Below are 18,749 nucleotides of genomic sequence, written 5' to 3' on the forward strand. Positions count from 1 at the left end.
TACGCGGAGCTAGCTCCGGCGCTTCATGAAATACGCCCCGCAGAGCGCGCCGATGAGCCCGGTGGCCAGCAGGGCGATCCACAGAGGTGTGGTGACCACGGGGACCAGGAACCGGATCTCGGTGGCGCGGGTGTTCTCGAAGACGAAGACCAGGCCGAGGACGCCGAGCAGCAGCACGGCGATCCTGCCGGGGGTCAGCAGCACACCGCGCCGGCCGCCGGTCCGGTCCCGCTTCGCCGAGGTCTTCGGGCTCATGCGACCAGGGTGGTCCCGGGGACGCGGCCGCGCCCGCCGGGCGCGGCCCTCCGGGTGAGCCCTCAGCGCAGCGCCGGTTCCCGCAGGGTCAGCGTGCCCGCGTCCGCGTCCAGCTCCGCGGCCACCCCGAGCGGGATGGTCAGGGCCGCCTCGCAGTGCCCGAACCCGAACTCCTCGACCACCGGCACGCCAAGCCCGCCGAGCCGGTCGGCGAGCATCGGCCGTACCTCCGCGTAGGGCCCGCACCGGTCCCAGGAGCCGAGCAGGATCCCGGCGACGCCGTCGAGCCAGCCGGACCGCAGCAGCTGGGTGATGCTCCGGTCGAGGCTGTACGGCCGCTCGCCGACGTCCTCCAGGACGAGCAGTCCGCCGCGGGCGCCGGTGTGGGTGTGCGGGGTGCCAAGGCCGGCCGCGAGCAGCCGCAGGCAGCCGCCGACGGTGACGCCCGCGGCCCGGCCGCCCACCAGCGCGGCGCCCCGGGAGGGGATGGTGCGGACCGTCTCCGGGGCGAAGAGGGTGGCCCGCAGATGGTCCTGTGCCTCGGTGCTCTTGACGAAGTCGGCGCCCGCGGCCACCGGCCCGTACAGGGTGGCGAGCCCGAGCCGGGTCGCGAACGCCTCGTGCAGCACGGTGGCGTCGCTGAAGCCGACGAACGCCTTCGGGCCGGCCGCGCGCATCGCCTCCCAGTCGAGCAGGTCGACGAGGCGCTGTGCGCCGTAGCCGCCGCGCGCGCAGAGCACCGCGGACACGGACGGGTCGCACCAGGCCTGCTGGAGGTCGGCCGCGCGGTCCGCGTCGGAGCCCGCGAGGTACCCCAGCTCGCCGTCCGTGGCGAGCACATGGGGTGCCACGACCGGGTCCAGGTCCCAGCCGCGCAGGATGTCGAGGCCCGCCTGGAGCCGCTCCTCCACCACCGGCCCGCTCGGCGCCACGACGGCCACCCGCGCTCCGGCGGAGAGCCTCGACGGCCTGGTCAGTCCGGTCACTCCAGTCGCTTCGGCCGCTTTGGTCACTTCGGTCACTTCACCAGTTCCAGCTCGGGGATTCCGGGCACGTCCAGCCCGAACACCTGAGCGTAAAGGGCGAGCTCGGACTCCAGCGCGCGGACCAGGGTGTCCGCGCGCCGGAAGCCGTGTCCCTCGCCCGCGAAGGTGAGGTAGGCGTGCGGCACCGGGCGGCCGTCGAGCCGGGCGAGGAAGCGCTCGCACTGCGCGGGCGGGCAGATCACGTCGTCCAGCCCCTGGAGCAGCAGGAAGGGCGCGGTGAGCCGGTCGGCGTGTTCGCTCGGCGACCGCTCGACGTACCGCTCGGGGACCTCGGCAAGCGGGCCGATCAGGGATTCCAGGTACTGGGACTCGAAGTCGTGGGTCTCCCCCGCGCCCCAGCTGGTGAGGTCGAGGACGGGGTAGGAGATGGTGCCGCAGGCGTAGACGTCGGTGCCGGTCAGGGAGGCGGCGGTGGTCCAGCCGCCGGCGCTGCCGCCGCGGATCGCGAGCCGGGCGCGGTCGGCGGTGCCCTCCGCGGCGAGGGCGAGCGCGACGGCCGCGCAGTCCTCGACGTCGACCACGCCCCACTGTTCGCGCAGCCGCTCCCGGTACTCCCGCCCGTATCCGGTGGAGCCGCCGTAGTTGACCTCGGCGACGCCGATGCCCCGGGAGGTGAAGTAGGCGATCGCGAGGTCGAGGACGAGCGGTGTCCTGCTGGTGGGGCCGCCGTGTGCCCAGACGACGTACGGCGGCAGCTCGCCCTCGGGGGCGGTGTGGCCGGGGTGGTGGGGCGGATAGATGTGGGCGTGCACCTCGCGGCCGCCGGGACCGGCGAAGGTGCGGACCTGCGGTTCGGGGTAGTAGGCGGGGTCGACCGGGTCCCGGTGCGGGGTGCCGGCGACGCGGGTGCGGCCGGAGGCGGTGTCGAGTTCGACGACCTCGTGGGCGGTGCGCGGGCCGGCGCCGACCGCGAGCACGCGGGTGCCGTGCACGGCGAGGGTGGCGGAGTACTCGGTCCACGGTCCGGCGGCGTCGGCGATCTCGCCGGTCTCCGGATCGAGTATCCCGAGTGCCAGCGGCCCACGGCCGTGCAGGACGGCGACGAGTCCGTTGTCCAGCGGCGCGAACCAGTTCTGGCCGAGCCGCCAGAGCGGCCCGGCGAACTCCTCCGCGCGCGGGCACAGGGGTTCGTGGTCGCGGTAGAGGTTCCACCAGCCGCTGCGGTCGCTGGTGTACAGCAGCCGGTCGTCCGCGGACCACTCCACCTGCGCGACGGCCTCCGCCGGACCGCCGGCCACGGTGCGGACCGAGTGCAGGGTTCCGTCGGCGCCGACCTCGCCGACCAGCAGTTCCGTGCCGTCCCATGGCATCCGCGGATGGTCCCAGGCGAGCCAGGCGGCCCGGCGCCCGTCGTGCGTCAGGCGTGGCCCGGTGACGAACCGGTGCCGCTCGGCGGTGAGTTCGCGTACGGCGGCCCGGTCCTCGGCGGCCGAGCCGTCCAGCGGTACGGCGGCGAGCACCCGCCGTACGTCGGTGGGTGCGGCTCCCGTGAACTCCTCCAGGACGCACCAGACTTCGCCCCGGTCGAGCAGCAACTGCGGGTCGGCCCAGCGGTGTCCGGGCGGGGTCAGCGGCCGCGGTGCCTCACCGGGCCGGTACAGGTACAGCCGCTGGTCGTCGAAGTGGACGAAGACCAGCAGGGGTTCACCGCCGCCGTCGGGTACGGCACCGGCCCACGGCCGTCCGCCGTACTCGATGACGCGGCTGCGGACGTTCCACGGCGCGGGCAGCACGGACTCCCCGGTGCTGCCGCGTACCAGGGTCCTGCGGCCGCCCTCCGCCGGCCGGGGCTCGGTCCACCAGGGCTCGTCCCCGACGAAGCCCACCCACTCGGCGAAGCCGTCGTGCGCCGCCGCCAGGGCCGCGTCGATGGGTGAGGGCCAGGAGCCGTACGCCTTCGTCTCCACGTTCTCTCCTACTCGCCGATGCCGTGCTGCTCCGTGCTGTGCCGTGCTATGCCGTGCGCAGGAAGCGGTCCAGGACCTGGACGCCGAAGTGCAGGGCCTCGACGGGGACGCGCTCGTCGACGCCGTGGAACAGGGCCTGGTAGTCCAGGTCCTCGGGGAGCTTGAGCGGGGCGAAGCCGTAGCCGGTGATGCCGAGCCGGGAGAACTGCTTGGCGTCGGTGCCGCCCGACATGCAGTACGGCACCACATGCCCGTCGGGGGCGAACTCCTCGACGGCGGCCCGCATCCGGGCGTACGTCGGGGAGTCCAGCGGCGCCTGGAGGGCGACCTCGCGGTGGTGGAACTCCCAGTCGACGTCGGGGCCGGTGAGGCGGTCGAGGGTGACGCGGAACTCGTCCTCGGTGCCGTACAGATAGCGTCCGTCGACGAAGGCGACGGCCTCGCCGGGGATCACGTTGACCTTGTAACCGGCGTTCAGCATGGTCGGGTTGGCGCTGTTGCGGACGGTGGCCTCGACCAGCCTGGCGGCCGGGCCGAGCTTGTCGAGGAGCAGGTCGACCTCGGTGAGGTCGGGTTCGATGCCGTAGAGGGCGGCGAGTTCGGTGAGGGCGGCGGAGACCGTCGGGGTGAGCCGCAGCGGCCACCGGTGCTCGCCGATGCGGGTGACGGCGGCGGCGAGGCGCGTGACCGCGTTCTCCTGGTTGACCTTGGAGCCGTGTCCGGCCCGGCCGCGCGCGGTGAGCTTGAGCCAGGCCGTGCCGCGCTCCCCGGCGGCGACCGGGTAGAGGTGCCGTCCGGTGCCGTCGTGGAAGGTGAAGGCGCCGGACTCGCCGACGCCCTCGGTGCAGCCCTCGAACAGTTCGGGGTGGTGGTCGGCGAGGAACCCGGAGCCGTCGACCGCGCTGGCCTCCTCGTCGGCGGTGAACGCGACGACGATGTCCCGCCGCGGCCGTACCCCGTCCCGGGCCCAGGCCCGCACCACCGCCAGGATCATCGCGTCCATGTTCTTCATGTCGACGGCGCCCCGCCCCCACACGACCCCGTCGCGGACCTCCCCGGAGAACGGGTCGACACTCCAGTCGGCGGCCTGTGCGGGTACGACGTCGAGGTGGCCGTGGACAAGCAGTGCGTCGGCGGCGGGCTCGGTGCCCTCGATGCGGGCGACGACGTTGGTGCGCCCCGCGGTCCGCTCGAGAAGGATCGGCTCCAGGCCCGCTTCCGCGAGCCGCTCGGCCGCGTACTCGGCGGCGGGCCGCTCCCGGCAGTCGCCGCCGCCGAAGTTGCTGGTGTCGATCCGGATCAGTTCGGAGGTGAACCGGACCACCTCGTCCAGTGCCTGCTGGTCAGCCATACTGCTCCTCCACCGCGGCCGAGACGATCGTGGTGACCGCCTTGAAGGTGCGGATGCCGTCGTACATGGTCCCCTCGGTGTACGCCACCTTCCGCTCGCCGGTCTGCTCCACGCCGGGGACGACGGTGGCGGCCAGGGCGAGATGCTCGGCGTCGAACTCCAGGGCGATGGTGAACGGTCCGCCGGCCACCGGTTCGTGGCGCACCGCGAGCCTGGCCGCGTCCTTGGCGGCGGCGCGGATGTCGGCGGCGGTCCGGGCGGGCGTCCGGCACACGGCCGCGTACCTCGACACATGGTCCTTGACGGCGACCTTGAGGGCCTCGGGCGCGTAGCCGAGGGCGTCCTCGCAGGCCAGGTCGTCGCCGGTGACGAGGACGACCGGCACGCCGTACTCGGCGACGACGTGCGCGTTGAGCAGGCCCTCGCTGGCGCGGACGTCGCCCAGCCAGACGCCGGTGACGGAGTTGGGGAGGTAGGTGTGGGCGAGGACGCCTTCCATGCCGGCGCCGGTGTGATAGCCGACGAAGGCGATGCCGTCGACGTCGCCGTGCTGGACGCCCTCGACCATGGACAGCGTCTTGTGGCGGCCGGTGATCATCTCGGCGCGGTCGTCGAGCTGTTCCAGGAGCAGGTTGCGCATGCTCCAGTGGGCCTCGTTGATGAGGACCTCGTCGGCGCCGCCGTCGTAGAAGCCGAGGACGGCGGCGTTGACGTCGGAGGTGAACATCGGCCGGCACCGCTCCCACTGCGGCGCCCCGGGCAGCACGTCGCCGGGCCAGGTCACCCCGGTGGCGCCCTCCATGTCGGCGCTGATGAGGATCTTCATGCTGCTTCACGTTACGCGCCGGCGGGGGAACTTCCTACGAGGCGGAACGGAGGGTGAGGCGCATGAGCATGATCGACGCGCGGCCCCTGACGCAGCTCGTCGGGCAGCCGGGGGGGGCGGCACCCGGCCTTCGCCGACACCCGCCCAGTCCTCGGCGGCGCAGCACAAGGCGATCACCGCGAACACCAACTCGCCTTTTTGACAGGGGTGTTGCGATACTCTCGCGCTGACCGACATCGGTCGCATACGTCGCACATGTCACGCGAGAGACCGGGAATCCCATGTCCGATCCCCATCACAGCCGGTCCCGAGCGCTCGCCTACGCCGCGACCGGTATGCAGCCCCCGCCCCCGGTCCCGCTCCGGAAGAACGACCCCACCAGGGTCGGACCGTACGCGCTCGTGTCGGTGCTGGGCAGCGGCGGGATGGGGCGGGTCTACCTGGGCCGGGACACCACCGGAGGGACCGGCCTGGCCGCCGTCAAGGTGGTCAGGCCCGAGTACGCGGAGGATCCCCGGTTCCGGAAGCGTTTCGAGCGCGAGGTGGGCGCGCTGGGCCGGGTCCAGGGGGCGCACATCGTACGGCTGCTGAACAGCGGCTGCGACGAGGACCTGGTCTGGGTCGCCACCGAGTACGTCCCCGGACCCACGCTCGCCGAACTCGTCGACGCCCGCGGGCCGATCGGCGCGACGGCCGCCTGGCGGCTGCTGGCCGACCTGGGACGCGCGGTCGAGGCCATCTGGCGCGCGGGGATCGTCCACCGTGACCTCAAGCCGTCCAACGTGATCCTGGCGGCCGACGGTGCCCGCGTCATCGACTTCGGTGTCGTCCAGGCCACCGACGGCACCTCGATCACCGCTACGGGCCAGAACGTGGGCACTCCCGCCTACATGTCCCCCGAGCAGGTCAGGGGAAAGGAGGTGACCGCCGCCTCCGACGTGTTCGCGCTGGCCTCGGCCCTCGCCTACGCCGTCACGGGACAGGCCCCGTTCGGCGAGGGCACGGGGGTCGACGTCCTGCACCGGGTGGCCTTCGAGCCGCCGCGGGAGGAGGTCCTCGACAAGGTGACGGCGGTCGATGCGGAACTGGGCGTGTTCATCCGGACCTGTCTGGACAAGGATCCCGAGGGACGTCCGTCGCCGGAGACGGTGTTCCGAACCGCCATCGGGCACCAGCTGCCCCCGCCGGCCGGGCGGCCGCCCCGGTCCGCACCGAAGAGACCGACGAGCACGCCCTTCCGTGACCAGGAACCGGCCGCCCCTGCCTCCGCGCCGCCCACGGACCCGTCCGCCGGCTCCGTCGCGTCCGGTGCCCGTCCGCACAGGCGAAGGAAGCTGATGGTGGGCGCCGCCGCCACAGCGGGTGTCGTGGTCGCCACGGCCGTCTCCGTGGCCCTGCTGCGGCACGGAGACCACGCCCCGGCGTCGGCCGGCGCCGGGCCGCAGACGTCGGCGACCGTGACGGACACCCCGGCCTCGAAGCCCGGAAGTTCGCCCAGCGCGCCCACGCCCACCGCGTCGAAGGCCGACCATGCGGTGAAGCAGTCGCCGAGCTCGGCACCTTCGGAGAACTCCGCCACCCAGGCCGCCGGTACACCGGACCTCCGCGCCGCCGCCTGTCCCGCCGAGATCACGTCCGGGGCCTCCGGCGACTGCGTCAAGTCCCTCCAGCTCCTCCTCTCCGGCCACGGCCTGTACGTCGCGGCCGACGGCAGGTTCGGCAGCGAGACCCTCGCGGCGGTCAGGGCCTTCCAGACCGAGGCAGGGCTCACCGTCGACGGAAAAGCCGACGCGCCGACCAAGAAGCTTCTGTACGACCTGCCCCGCGGTCCGGTCCGGAGCGGCTCGCTCACCGTGACCGAGAGCGTCAACGCCGTCTCGGTCGCCCGGTGTCTCGACACCCGCGGCGTGAACGTCCAGGTGTGGGGGTGCAAGGGCACGGCCGGCCAGAAGTGGGCGCTGTACCGGCTGGCCGGCCAGGACTCCCAGTACCGCGTCGTCGATCAGGGCACCCACCTCTGTCTGGACGCCGACGCCGGGACGACCGGCCAGAACGGCCAGAAGATCCAGGCCAGGAGCTGCGACGGGCTCGGCGCCCAGACGTGGCGGCTCGGCGCCGGGACACTGGTCAGCGTCCCGGACGGCTTCTGCCTGGACGCAGAGGCCTCCTCCTCCGGGCAGGACGGTCAGCGGGTCCAGGGCTTCGGCTGTGCGGGCAGCAGCAACCAGGTGTGGAACTGGTCCTGACGTACCGTCGGCCTCAGGCCCCGGGCCGCGGGCCGCGGTGCGCCCGGCGGGTCGCCCGGGTCCGGTCCCGTCCCTCAGTCCTCCCGTCCCGCCAGTACCCACTTCGACGGCAGCACGATCCGCTCGCCGTCCGGGGTGGCTTCGGTGGTCGCCAGCGGGAGTTCGCCGCTCGCAAGGACCGTGAGGCCGGCGTTGCGCAGGTACTCGGGGACCGCGGCGTCGGCGACCTCGCCGGGGGCGATGCCGTGCCGGAAGACCGGGGCGAGCTTGGGCGGCGGTCCCGACGGGCTCTGGGCGAGGCCGCCGAGGACGGGGCGGGCGGCCTCGGCGAGCTCGACGAGGAAGGCCCGGCCGCGGCTGCCGACGAGGGCGGCGATCGTGTCGATCACCGGCTGCCGGTCGTCGGGTTCGCACTGGTGCAGGACGCCCCGCATGTAGACGTTGGCGTCGCCGAGCTCCGCGTGCAGGGCCGCGGCCTCGCCCTTCTCGGCCGCGTCGAGGAGCCGGTAGCCGGCCAGTCCGGCGGGATCGGCGTGCCGGGCGTGCTCCAGGGCGGCCTCGGAGATGTCGGTGCCCAGGACGCGGGGGAAGCGGCCGGCGAGGAAGCGGGTCTGGGTGCCGTTGCCGCAGCCGAGGTCGACCAGGGGCAGGCCGGGGTCGGTGAGGTGGGGTTCGAAGAGGGAGACGTGGACGGCGGCGGTCACGGCCGGCTCGGCGTCCCAGAACACCGCCCCCGGCTCGTCGGGCGCCTCGCGCCAGAAGCCCTCCCAGGCACTGCGGTACCGACTCGTCACGCTCATGGCCCAACTCCCCAGGATGAAGCCGCATATGACCCGACGTAAGTGACGGGCCAGTACGGTTTACCCTGCGCCGGTTACGGCCACAAGCGCCCGGCGTGTTCCTTCACCCCGCGTTCGACGGACGTGCGCCCCCGGGGCCGGCGGTGTCCGGGTCAGCGGCGCCGTGCGGTGAGTTCGAACCAGACGGTCTTCCCGGCGGCCGTACGGCTGGTGCCCCACTCCCGGGCCAGGGTGGAGACCACCCGCAGTCCGCGTCCGGCCTCGGCGGCGGGGTCCGCGCCGAGCAGGGTCGGCAGGGTGTGGTCGTCGTCATCGACCTCGCACAGCAGGGTCTCGCCGCGGATCAGCCGGAGCTGGACGGGGCGGCTGTGGGAGTGCCGTACGGCGTTGGTGACGAGTTCGCTGACCATGAGTTCGGCGGGGTCGGCGAGCCGGGCCAGGCCCCAGTCGTGGAGTTGCTCGCGGACGGCGGCGCGGGCGCGGCGGACCTCGGCCGGGTCGAGGGCGAGCCGCCATTCGGCGACGTCCTCCGGGCCGATGCCGTTGAGGCGGGCCATCAGCAGGGCGACGTCGTCCTTGCGGCCGCCGCGGCCCGCTGAAAATGTCTCAGCGAGGGCGCGGATGATGGTGTCGCAGGCGTCGTCCATGGAGGCGGCCGGGTGGGCGGCGGACTCGCAGAGGGTGGCGAGGCCGACTCCGATGTCCTCGCCGCGCATCTCGACCAGTCCGTCGGTGCACATGACCAGCCGGTCGCCGGGGTCGACGCGCACCCGCAGCGACTCGAAGGCGACCCCGCCGACGCCGATGGGCGCCCCGGTGGGCAGGTCGAGGAGTTCGCTGCGCCCGTCGACCGCCCGCACCAGCACCGGCGGGATGTGGCCGGCGTTGGCGAGGTGCAGTTCGCCCTCGATCGGGTCGTAGACGGCGTAGAGGCAGGTGGCGAGGTAGCCGTCGCCGAGGCGTTGCGCGAGGTCGTCGAGGTTGCGCAGGAGCTGGGCGGGCGGCAGGTCCATGGCCGCCATCGTCTGGACCGCGGTCCGCAACTGGCCCATCATCGCGGCCGAGTTGAGGCCGTGGCCCATCACGTCGCCGACGACCAGGGCGGTGCGGGCGCCGGGGAGTTTCACGGAGTCGAACCAGTCGCCGCCGACGCGGCCGAGCAGGGTGCCCGGCAGGTACCGGGTGGCGATGTCGCAGCCCGCCATGCGCGGCGGGATGTGCGGCAGCATGCTGTCCTGGAGGGTCTCGGCGACACTCTCCTGGAACGTGTACATGCGCGCGTTGTCGAGCACGAGCCCGGCACGGGCGGCGAGTTCGGCGCCGGTGACCCGGTCCATGTCGTTGAACAGCTCGCGCTCGGGGTGGCGCAGCAGGATCATGAAGCCGAGCACGACGGTGCGTGCCTTCAGCGGGACGACCAGCATCGAGCGGCCGGTGATCAGCGGCCGGATGTCGCGCTTCTCGAACTGGGAGGCGATGGCGTGGCCCATCTCCACGCTGATCCGCGGCACCAGGACCGGCTCGCCGGTGGTCATGCACTGGAAGAACGGGGTGTGCGCGGGGAACGGCATGGCCTCGCCGACCGGGACGACGTCGTCCCAGCGGCCGGGTTCGTCGGTGTGCTCCAGGGCGACCCGGTGCCACATGGTGGTGGTGTCGGGCACACCGTCCGGGAACCCCTCGCCGGCGACGACCTGTTCGCGCAGATAGGTGCCGGCGACATCGGTGAAGCGGGGTACGACGGCTCTGCTGACCTCGACGATGGTGCGGGACAGGTCGAGCGAGGTGCCGATCTTTCCGCTGACCTCGTTGAGGAACTCCAGGCGCTCACGGACGGCCGCGTACTCCAGGTCCTCGCCCTCGTCGTCGGCGAGTTCGACGGGCACCGGCAGGCCCTGGGCGGCGACATGCGCCGCACGCTCACGGCGGGCCAGCCGCTCGGTGCGCCGGGCGACGCCCCAGTCGGGGGTCACGGGCACCCGGTCGTTCTGGCTGAACTCCAGGATGGGGTAGCCGAGTTCGAGGACCTGGGCGACGATCCGGGCGCTCTCGTCGACGCTCATGCTGGGCAGGATCTCGGGGAGCCTGCGGGCCAGTTCCTCGGCGCCGGGGAAGTCGGTGTGCAGGGCGAAGCCGGGCGCGATGCGCTCGAAGGCGACGCCCTCGTCGTGCTCGGCCCGGCGCAGGCGCTCGGCGTCGGCGGCGAGCACCAGCAGCCGCTCGTTCCCGGGGCCGACCAGCGGGTAGGCCCACCAGAGCACATCGGCGCGGTCGCGGTCGGTGACGGTGAGGCGGGCACGGCCGGCGGCCGGGAAGTTCAGCCGTCCGTCGAGGGAGGACTCCAGGTCGGGGCCGAGTCCGTCGTAGGCCGCGTAGGCGCCGTACGGGGTGATCTCGTCGTCCTCGGGGAGCGCGCCGGAGACGGGCAGCAGGTCGAGGACGGAGCGGCCGATGGCGTCCTCCTTGGCGGCGCCGAACAGCCGCCGGGCGCCGGTGCTCCAGTGGGAGACCTGGCCGTCACGGTCGACGACGACCACGGCCAGGGGGATGCGGCCCGGAGCGCCGTCCCCAGCACCGAGGCCGGGAGGTGCGTCCCGCTCGCTGCCATGGTCCATGCCCCAGGCCCTCTCTCCCCACGGCTCCGCAAAAGATCTGTGCCGCCCGTCACTACCGTACGGTGGCCGCCGGTCGCGATGTGTGGCAATGCTGGAATTGGTTTCACCGGATCGCACCGGCGCGCAGGTCCGCGCCCCTGTGCGGTGCGCGAACCGTGTTCACCGCGTCGGTGATCACCCCTGGCCCGGTCCTCGCCCGGTCCTCGCTCAGTCCTCGTGGCCGAGCTGGAGATCGCGTTCGGTGCGGCCGCCGCCCGCGACCTGCAGGACCGTGGCGACCGGCGGGTAGCCGGCGGCGATGACCGTGTACTCGCCGGAGGACAGGTCCACGAACCGGAACGTTCCGTCGGCGCCGGTGGTGAGGGTGTCCACGACGTTCCCGGCGGCGTCGAGCAGGGTCACCCGCGCGTCCTCCACGGGCCGGCCTCCCCCGGCCCGGACCGTGCCCTTCAGCACGGCGCCGCCCGCGAGTTCGACGTTCTGCCGGGTCTCCCGGGAGGCCTGGACGGTGACCGGGAGGGCGGCCGGGCGGAAGGCCGGGGCGCTGGCGGCGAGGGTGTACTCGCCGGCCACCAGCTCGGTGATCACGTAGCCGCCCTCGCGGCCGCTGCGGACGCTCGCGACGACCTCGCCGTGCACGTTGGTGAGGGTGACGGTGGCGTCCCGTACCGGAGTGCCGTCGGCGGTGAGCACGCTGCCCGCGAGCCGCCCGGCACCGCCGAGGACGACATCCAGCTCGACGGGCCGCTCGCCCACCGTCACGGAGACGGCCTGCGGCTGGTGGCCGCCGGCGGCGGCGATCAGGACGTACGACCCGGAGCCGGGCGTGGCCAGGGCGTACCGGCCGTCCTCGCCGCTGGCGCCCCGGCCGACCTGCCGGCCGACGGCGTCGATGAGGGTGAGCGCGGCGCGCGGCACCACGGTCCCGTCGGGATGCTGCACCGTGCCGCAGACGGGGATCCCGGCGCCGGTGTGCGGCGACCTGGCCTGCGGGATCGGGGCGTTCACGGCTGCGGACTCCGGTTCGGCGGTGGGGTGGGACACCAGCGGTTTCTCCTTGAGGAAGCAGGCGACGAGCAGCCCGAGGACGAGCACCGGGACCAGATAGAGGAAGATCCGGGGCATCGCGTCGGCGTAGGCGCGGATGTAGGCGTCGCGCAGCGCCGGGGGCAGCGCGTGGACGAGCTGCGGGGTGAGGGACTCGGGGTCGGGCAGGCGGGCGCCGGCGTGGGCGGGGAGACGTCTGTGCAGGGCGTCGGTGAGCCGGTCGGCGAAGAGAGTGCCGAAGACGGCGGCGCCGACGCTGCCGCCGATCTGCCGGAAGTAGTTGTTGGCGCTGGTGGCGGTGCCGAGGTCGGCGGGCCGTACGGAGTTCTGCACGGCGAGGACGAGCACCGGCATCACCATGCCGATCCCGGCGCCGAGCACGGCCATCCAGATGCTGTACTGCCAGCGCGGGGTGCCGACTTCGAGCCGGGACAGCAGCCACATGCCGACCACCGACAGCCCTCCGCCGAGCACCGGGTAGATCCGGTAGTGCCCGGTGTGGCTGATGAGCTGTCCCGCGACGATCGAGGCGCCGACGATCCCGCCCATCATGGGCAGCATCAGCAGCCCGGACCCGGTCGCCGAGGCGCCGTCGACCATCTGCAGGAAGGTCGGCAGATAGCTGGCGGCGCCGAACAGGGCGATGCCGACGACCAGTCCGACAAGGCCGCTCACGTTGAAGACGGAGTCCCGGAACAGCCGCAGCGGGATGAGGGGCTCGACCGCGTGGTGCTCGACGACGAGAAACAACCCGGTGGCGACCACCGCGCCGGCCCCCAGCCCGATGATGACGTGCGAGCCCCACGCGTACTCAGTGCCGCCCCAACTGGTCAGCAGTACAAGGCAGGTGGAGGCGGCGGCGAGCAACAGCGCGCCCAGCACGTCGAAACGGGCCCGGGCCCGGGGCTTCGGCAGCTTCAGTACGACGGTGATGACGGCCAGGGTGACCAGCCCGAAGGGCACGTTGACGTAGAAGCACCAGCGCCAGGAGAGGTGGTCGGTGAAGTAGCCGCCGAGCAGCGGCCCGGCGACGGAGGCGAGGCCGAAGGCGGCGCCGATCAGGCCCATGAAGCGGCCGCGCTGCCGGGGCGGCACGATGTCGGCGATGATCGCCTGCACCCCGATCATCAACCCGCCCGCGCCGACGCCCTGGACGGCGCGGAAGGCGATCAGCTGGTCCATGCTCTGCGCGCGCCCGGCCAGCGCGGAGCCGACGGCGAAGACCAGGATCGCGAACTGGAAGACGCCCTTGCGGCCGATGAGGTCGCCGAGTTTGCCGTACACGGGGAGGCCGACGGTGGCGGTGAGCAGATAGGCGGTGATCGCCCAGGACATCCTGTCGAGGCCGTGCAGCTCGCCGACGATCTTCGGCAGCGCGGTGGCCACGATCATCTGGTCCAGCGCGGCGAGGAGCAGGGCGAGCATCAGCCCGCAGAACACCAACCGGGTGCGGCGCGGCCCGAGTCCGGAGGCCGGGGCGGGTTCCGGCACGGGGGCGTCCGCGGGCGCCGCGGCCGGTTCCTCGTACTGCACCAGCGTCGTTCCGCCCACGTACCGCTCCCCTCGTCGCGCCTGCGCACAATTGCCGCCTTATTTCCCGTAGGGCGACAACTGCGAGCAAGCACGACGAGTTACGGCACGAGAACGACCGAGCCGGAGATCCACTCGAACCGGTGAGGGGCCAACAGGCCTGGATGCCCGGGAGGTTACTTCCCGACCTCGGCGGCGAGCTTGTCGAGCACCTCGTCGTAGATCCGGCCGAGGCCCTTGGGCGCGAAGGTCTTCTCGAAGAAGCCGCCGATACCGCCGGCACCCTGCCAGGTGGTGTGCACGACGACCTTGGACTGTCCCTCGCCGGCCGGGGTGACGCGCCAGGTGGTGACCATGGAGGAGTTGCGGTCCTTCTCGACCAGCTCGCCGTCGGTGGGCTCGCTGACCTCCAGGAGGCAGTCGCGGACGCGCTTACTGGTGGCCTGGAGCTTCCAGTGGACCAGGGTGCCCTCGCCGTCGCCGCCCTCACGCACCTCGTATTCGCTGAAGTGCTCGGACAGCAGCTTCGCGCGCGTGCCGCTGTAGTCGGCGATCGCGTCGAACACCGTCTCCGCGTCCGCGGCGACGACCCGTTCCGTAGTGGCCTCGACCTGCGCCATCGCTTTCCTCCAGCACCTGAGTTCTCGGGGTTGCGCCAAGCCAATCACCCCGGCGCCCGGCCGCCCAAATCGGGGTGCCGCAAGCGATCGGAAACGCGATCGGAATCGGCGTCCGCGCGGTCTCCACAGATCGTTCGCACGATCATGGGAACAGATGTTCTATTCTCTGGGCAGTGCTACCGAGGAGGCGTCATGCGCTGGGAGAACCTCACCGAGGAGACCGGACCCGGCCGGGCCGGCACCGCGCTGTTCGGCGCGGACGTGGTCACGACCCGGACCTTCGACACACCTGAATTCCGAGGAATCACCTTTCACGAGGTGCGGGCGCGGTCGATCATCAACCGCGTGCCCGGCGCCTCGCGGATGCCGTTCGAGTGGACGGTGAACCCGTACCGAGGTTGCTCACACGCGTGCGTGTACTGCTTCGCCCGCAAGACCCACAGCTATCTGGACCTGGACACCGGGATCGGCTTCGACAGCCAGATCGTGGTCAAGGTGAACGCGCCGGAGCTGCTCCGCCGCCAGCTGGGCTCACGCCGCTGGCTCGGCGACCACATCGCGATGGGCACCAACGTCGACTGCTACCAGCGCGCCGAGGGCCGCTACCGGCTGATGCCGGGGATCATCTCCGCCCTCACCGAGCACGCGAACCCGTTCTCGATCCTGACCAAGGGCACCCTGATCCTGCGCGACCTCGACCTGCTGCGCCGGGCGGCGGACGTCACGGACATCGGCATCTCGGTCTCGGTCGGCTTCGCCGACCCCGAGCTGTGGCGCACGGTGGAGCCGGGCACCCCGGCCCCCGAGCGCCGCCTGGACGTCGTCCGCGCCCTCACCGAGGCCGGCATCGGCTGCGGGGTCCTGATGGCGCCGGTGATCCCCTTCCTCGGCGACCACCCTGCCCAGCTCCGGGCCACCGTGCGGGCGATCGCGGCGGCCGGGGCCACCTCGGTGACACCCCTGGTGCTGCATCTGCGGCCCGGCGCCCGCGAGTGGTTCATGAGCTGGCTCGCGGCTCATCACCCGCATCTGGTGCGGCGCTACGAGCGGCTGTACGCGGAGGGCGCCTACGCGCCCAAGTGGTACCAGCGCCGGATCACCCGTCAGGTGCACGAGCTGGCCCAGGAGTACGGCATCGGCCCGAACCGCGCGGGCACCCCCCGCCGGATCCCGGTACCGGCGGCGGCCGAGGAGCCCGCACTGCCGGAGCCGACCCAGCTCACACTGCTCTGAGCACGGCCGATCCGCAGAGCGTTCGCGGCTGGGGGCGTTCGGGCGCAACCCTCGGACCAATTGGGTCATTAATCGTCAGAATGCGTTCTTCCGGGTCCCGTTTCCGGGACGATGCGGCGAGGACCGTGACACGTGCGGTCCGCGACCCTCCGTCCTGGGAGGACCCCATGCGAACACGCGCAGCCGTGCTGTGCGCCGCCGCCGCTGTCGTGGCCGGTTCGGTCACCGCCCTGCCCGCGAGCGCCGCCGCCCGAGCCCCCGTCCAGGTGTCTCCGGTGACCTGGAAGAAATGCGGCACCACCGACTACCCGACGCTCCAGTGCGGCTCGGTCAAGGTGCCCCTCGACTACCGGAACCCGCGCGGGAAGCAGATCGCGCTCGCCCTCTCCCGCGTCCCGCACACCGCGTCGGCCTCTCAGGGGCCGCTGCTGGTCAACCCGGGCGGCCCCGGTGGCAGCGGGCTGGCCCTCGCGGGCTTCGTGGCGTCCGCGCTGCCCAAGAAGGTGGCGGCCCAGTACGACATCATCGGCTTCGACCCGCGCGGGGTCGGAAAGAGCAGCCCGGCGATCGACTGCGCGCCCGGCTACTTCAAGCCGGTGCGCCCCGACTCGGTCCCGGCCACCCCCGCTCTCGAACAGGCGAACCTCAAGCGGGTGCAGTCGTTCACGGCGGCCTGCGGCAAGAAGTACGCGAACCTGCTGCCCTACCTCGACACGGTCAGCGCCGCACAGGACATGGACTCGGTCCGTCAGGCCCTCGGGGCCCGCCGGATCAGCTACTTCGGCTACTCCTACGGCACCTACCTGGGCGCGGTCTACGCGAAGCTGCACCCGGACCGGGTCCGACGCCTGGTCCTGGACTCGATCGTCGACCCCACGGGTGTCTGGTACGAGGACAACCTGAGCCAGGACTACGCGTTCAACGACCGCCAGCGTGCCCTGATGACGTGGATCGCGAAGTACAACTCGACGTACAAGCTCGGCACCGACCCGGCGAAGGTCGAGGCCGAGTGGTACGCCATGCGAGCCGCGCTGGCGAAGAAGCCGGCGGGCGGCAAGGTGGGCGCCTCCGAACTGGAGGACACCTTCATCCCGGGCGGCTACTACAACGGCTACTGGCCCTACCTGGCCGACGCGTTCTCCGCGTACGTCAACGGCAAGAAGACGGCGGCACTGGTCGAGGCGTACGAGAACTTCGCCGCCGTCGACGCGTCCGGCGACAACGGCTACAGCGTCTACGCGGCCGTCCAGTGCCGGGACTCCTCCTGGCCGCGGGACTGGACCCAGTGGCGCAAGGACAACTGGGCGGTGTACGAGAAGGCGCCGTTCATGGCCTGGAACAACGCCTGGTACAACGCGGCGTGCGCGTACTGGCCGACGAAGACGCTGAAGCCGCTGAACATCGCCAACGGCAAGCTGCCGCCGGCCCTCCTCTTCCAGGCGACGGACGACGCGGCCACGCCCTACCAGGGCGGCGTCACGGTCCACCGGCTGCTGGCCGGCTCCGGCCTGGTCGTGGAGCAGGGCGGCGGCAACCACGGCATCACGCTCAGCGGCAACACCTGCCTGGACAAGTACCTCGCCACGTACCTGACCGACGGCACGGTCCCGCACGGCGACGGCACCGCGGACGCGGTCTGCCGGAAGACCCCCGACCCCAAGCCCCTCACCACGAAGGCGGCCTCGACGTCGTCCCGCGGTTCGTCCCTGCACGACCTGCTGGGCTTCCGCGGCTGAACCGGCCCTGACGTCCCGTCGGGGGCGTTGTCAGACCCGTGGTCCACCATGGACGCATGAGTGATCTGACCCGCATCCCCGCCGCCCAGTACACGCACGTGGTGGCGGCGACCAGCTGACCCGAAATCCGGGCGGGCGCAGCCGTCCGCTCCCTAGGGTGCCGTCATGAACGCCGAAAACCCGCTCCACGGCCCCTCCCCCGACGGCCCCTCCCTGCATGTCCGCCCGATGACGCTCGACGACTGCGACCGGGTCTCGGAGATACGCGTCCGGGGCTGGCAGTACGCGTACCGGGGCCTCATGCCACAGCCGTTCCTGGACGGGCTGAGCGTCGAACAGGACGCCGAGCGGCGCCGGACCCGGTTCCTGGACGGCGGGGACGGGGTGACGGAGCTGGTCGCCGAGCGGGACGGCGTGATCGTGGGGTGGGCGGCGCACGGGCCGTACCGGGACGGTGAAGTGCGCACCGGCGACGCCGAGTTGTACGCCGTCTACGTGGATGCGGCACACCTGGGCACGGGTGCCGGGCGGGCGCTGCTCGCGACGGTCCTCAAGCAGTGCGCCGGGCACGCGCGCGTGTATCTGTGGGTGCTGAAGGGCAATGCGCGCGCCCGGCGGTTCTACGAGATCGCGGGCTTCGCGGCCGACGGTGTCGAGGAGCCGTACGAGGTCGACGGGGTGGCGGTGCCCGAGGTGCGGTACGTCATCGAGCCGGGCGTCACCTCGGCCTAGGGATGCGGGCCAGGGCCTGGACCGCCGCCTCGGCGAGGGTGGGGTGGGCCAGAGCCTCGTTCAGGACGCGGCGGGCGCGGGTGTCGCCGAGGGAGCCGAGGCCGTCCACGCAGGCGAGGGCGACCTTGCGGTAGGGATCGTGCGGGCGCAGCCGGCGTTCCAGGGTGGTGATCAGGGCGGGGACGGACTCCGGGGCCCGGAGTTCGACCAGGAGACGGACGGGGTGCAGGGCGTAGGCGACGCGGAGTTCGTTGGTGGCGAGGGCGGCGGCAGCGCGGGCGGTCCGCGGGTCCTGGAGCCGGGAGAGGGCGTAGGCGGCGGAGGCGCAGCGGGGTGGGTCACGGTGGTTGAGGAGGAGGACCAGGGTCTCGAAGGCCCGCCGGTCGCCGGCCGTCCCCAGGCGGAACGCTGCCAGCTCCCTGGCCCACAGGGGCTGTCCGGCGGCGGTGAGCACCTCCGCCAGTTCGTCGTGGTCCTCGGTGGCCAGGAGCCGGTCGTAGGCGGCCGTTCCCTGCGACTCCTGCCGCAAACGCTCCGTGAGTGATCGCAACTCTTCGTCCACGAAGCCCAGCGTAGAGGGGTTGCGGGAGGAGGGGGACGTACATCACAAAGTCGGGGGGCTGGCGCGCTCGTTACCCGCCGGTTAAGCTCAATCGAGCGAGTCACCCACTCGCAGTAGTGCTCACGCCGGCTTGGTGACGCAGCCGCGTGAGTATCAGGTCGGTTCGGTACCTCGGTACCGCAGTACGACCCGGCTCCGGGACAGGGTCGGTCGGAATCCGCCGCTCCCGGGCGTGTGCACGCC

14 protein-coding genes are annotated in these 18,749 nt (G+C 72.5%); 4 read left to right on the plus strand and 10 right to left on the minus strand.

Annotated elements, in window-relative coordinates; translation table 11 throughout:
* Positions 1–9 precede the first annotated feature (9 nt).
* The 5 genes from SSP29_RS30750 to SSP29_RS30770 form a co-directional block, all read right to left on the minus strand.
* On the minus strand, positions 10–255 hold the full coding sequence (locus SSP29_RS30750; protein ID WP_089104097.1) for a LapA family protein: 246 nt from the start codon (positions 253–255) through the stop codon (positions 10–12).
* Positions 256–317: 62 nt separating this feature from the next.
* Positions 318–1,241, minus strand: coding sequence for a S66 peptidase family protein (locus SSP29_RS30755; protein ID WP_089104098.1), 924 nt, complete (start codon positions 1,239–1,241; stop codon positions 318–320).
* 32 nt (positions 1,242–1,273) lie between these two features.
* Positions 1,274–3,208 carry an LpqB family beta-propeller domain-containing protein gene (locus tag SSP29_RS30760; protein WP_089104099.1) on the minus strand — a complete coding sequence of 645 codons (1,935 nt, stop codon included), beginning with the start codon at positions 3,206–3,208 and terminating at the stop codon, positions 1,274–1,276.
* Positions 3,209–3,254: 46 nt separating this feature from the next.
* A complete protein-coding gene (locus tag SSP29_RS30765; protein WP_089104100.1) occupies positions 3,255–4,559 on the minus strand; it encodes a M20/M25/M40 family metallo-hydrolase in 1,305 nt (434 codons plus the stop codon).
* The gene (locus SSP29_RS30770) at positions 4,552–5,385 is read right to left on the minus strand and encodes a M55 family metallopeptidase (protein WP_089104101.1); all 834 of its coding nucleotides are present in this window, start codon (positions 5,383–5,385) and stop codon (positions 4,552–4,554) included. Before SSP29_RS30770 ends, SSP29_RS30765 begins: the two co-directional genes overlap by 8 nt.
* 281 nt (positions 5,386–5,666) lie before the next feature.
* On the opposite strand from SSP29_RS30770, the gene SSP29_RS30775 reads away from it, so the two are divergent.
* The gene (locus tag SSP29_RS30775; RefSeq protein WP_150135217.1) at positions 5,667–7,631 is read left to right on the plus strand and encodes a protein kinase domain-containing protein; all 1,965 of its coding nucleotides are present in this window, start codon (positions 5,667–5,669) and stop codon (positions 7,629–7,631) included.
* A gap of 74 nt (positions 7,632–7,705) precedes the next feature.
* Here the strand turns inward: SSP29_RS30775 and SSP29_RS30780 are convergent, their stop codons facing one another.
* The 4 genes from SSP29_RS30780 to SSP29_RS30795 all read right to left on the minus strand — a co-directional run bounded on the left by SSP29_RS30780 (position 7,706) and on the right by SSP29_RS30795 (position 14,243).
* Positions 7,706–8,431 carry a class I SAM-dependent methyltransferase gene (locus tag SSP29_RS30780; protein ID WP_089104102.1) on the minus strand — a complete coding sequence of 242 codons (726 nt, stop codon included), beginning with the start codon at positions 8,429–8,431 and terminating at the stop codon, positions 7,706–7,708.
* Between the two features lie 152 nt (positions 8,432–8,583).
* The gene (locus SSP29_RS30785; RefSeq protein WP_089104103.1) at positions 8,584–11,046 is read right to left on the minus strand and encodes an ATP-binding SpoIIE family protein phosphatase; all 2,463 of its coding nucleotides are present in this window, start codon (positions 11,044–11,046) and stop codon (positions 8,584–8,586) included.
* A gap of 207 nt (positions 11,047–11,253) precedes the next feature.
* Entirely contained in the window at positions 11,254–13,644 is a 2,391-nt protein-coding gene (locus tag SSP29_RS30790) for an MFS transporter (RefSeq protein WP_089104104.1), read from the minus strand.
* Between the two features lie 155 nt (positions 13,645–13,799).
* The gene (locus SSP29_RS30795) at positions 13,800–14,243 is read right to left on the minus strand and encodes an SRPBCC family protein (protein ID WP_089104105.1); all 444 of its coding nucleotides are present in this window, start codon (positions 14,241–14,243) and stop codon (positions 13,800–13,802) included.
* A 192-nt stretch (positions 14,244–14,435) separates the two neighbouring features.
* On the opposite strand from SSP29_RS30795, the gene SSP29_RS30800 reads away from it, so the two are divergent.
* The 3 genes from SSP29_RS30800 (at position 14,436) to SSP29_RS30810 (ending at position 17,944) form a co-directional block, all read left to right on the plus strand.
* Positions 14,436–15,476 (plus strand): Rv2578c family radical SAM protein, encoded by a 1,041-nt coding sequence (locus SSP29_RS30800; protein ID WP_089104106.1) that lies wholly within the window; start codon positions 14,436–14,438, stop codon positions 15,474–15,476.
* Between the two features lie 167 nt (positions 15,477–15,643).
* A complete protein-coding gene (locus tag SSP29_RS30805) occupies positions 15,644–17,212 on the plus strand; it encodes an alpha/beta hydrolase (RefSeq protein WP_089104107.1) in 1,569 nt (522 codons plus the stop codon).
* Between the two features lie 165 nt (positions 17,213–17,377).
* Complete coding sequence (locus tag SSP29_RS30810) at positions 17,378–17,944, plus strand: GNAT family N-acetyltransferase (protein ID WP_150135220.1); 567 nt, start codon at positions 17,378–17,380, stop codon at positions 17,942–17,944.
* On the opposite strand, the gene SSP29_RS30815 is transcribed toward SSP29_RS30810, so the two are convergent.
* Positions 17,931–18,506 carry an adenylosuccinate lyase gene (locus tag SSP29_RS30815; protein WP_089104108.1) on the minus strand — a complete coding sequence of 192 codons (576 nt, stop codon included), beginning with the start codon at positions 18,504–18,506 and terminating at the stop codon, positions 17,931–17,933. The two genes, SSP29_RS30810 and SSP29_RS30815, sit on opposite strands and share 14 nt — an antisense overlap.
* Positions 18,507–18,749: the final 243 nt, after the last annotated feature.

The organism is Streptomyces hyaluromycini, from assembly GCF_002217755.1.
Taxonomy (GTDB): Bacteria; Actinomycetota; Actinomycetes; order Streptomycetales; family Streptomycetaceae; genus Streptomyces; species Streptomyces hyaluromycini.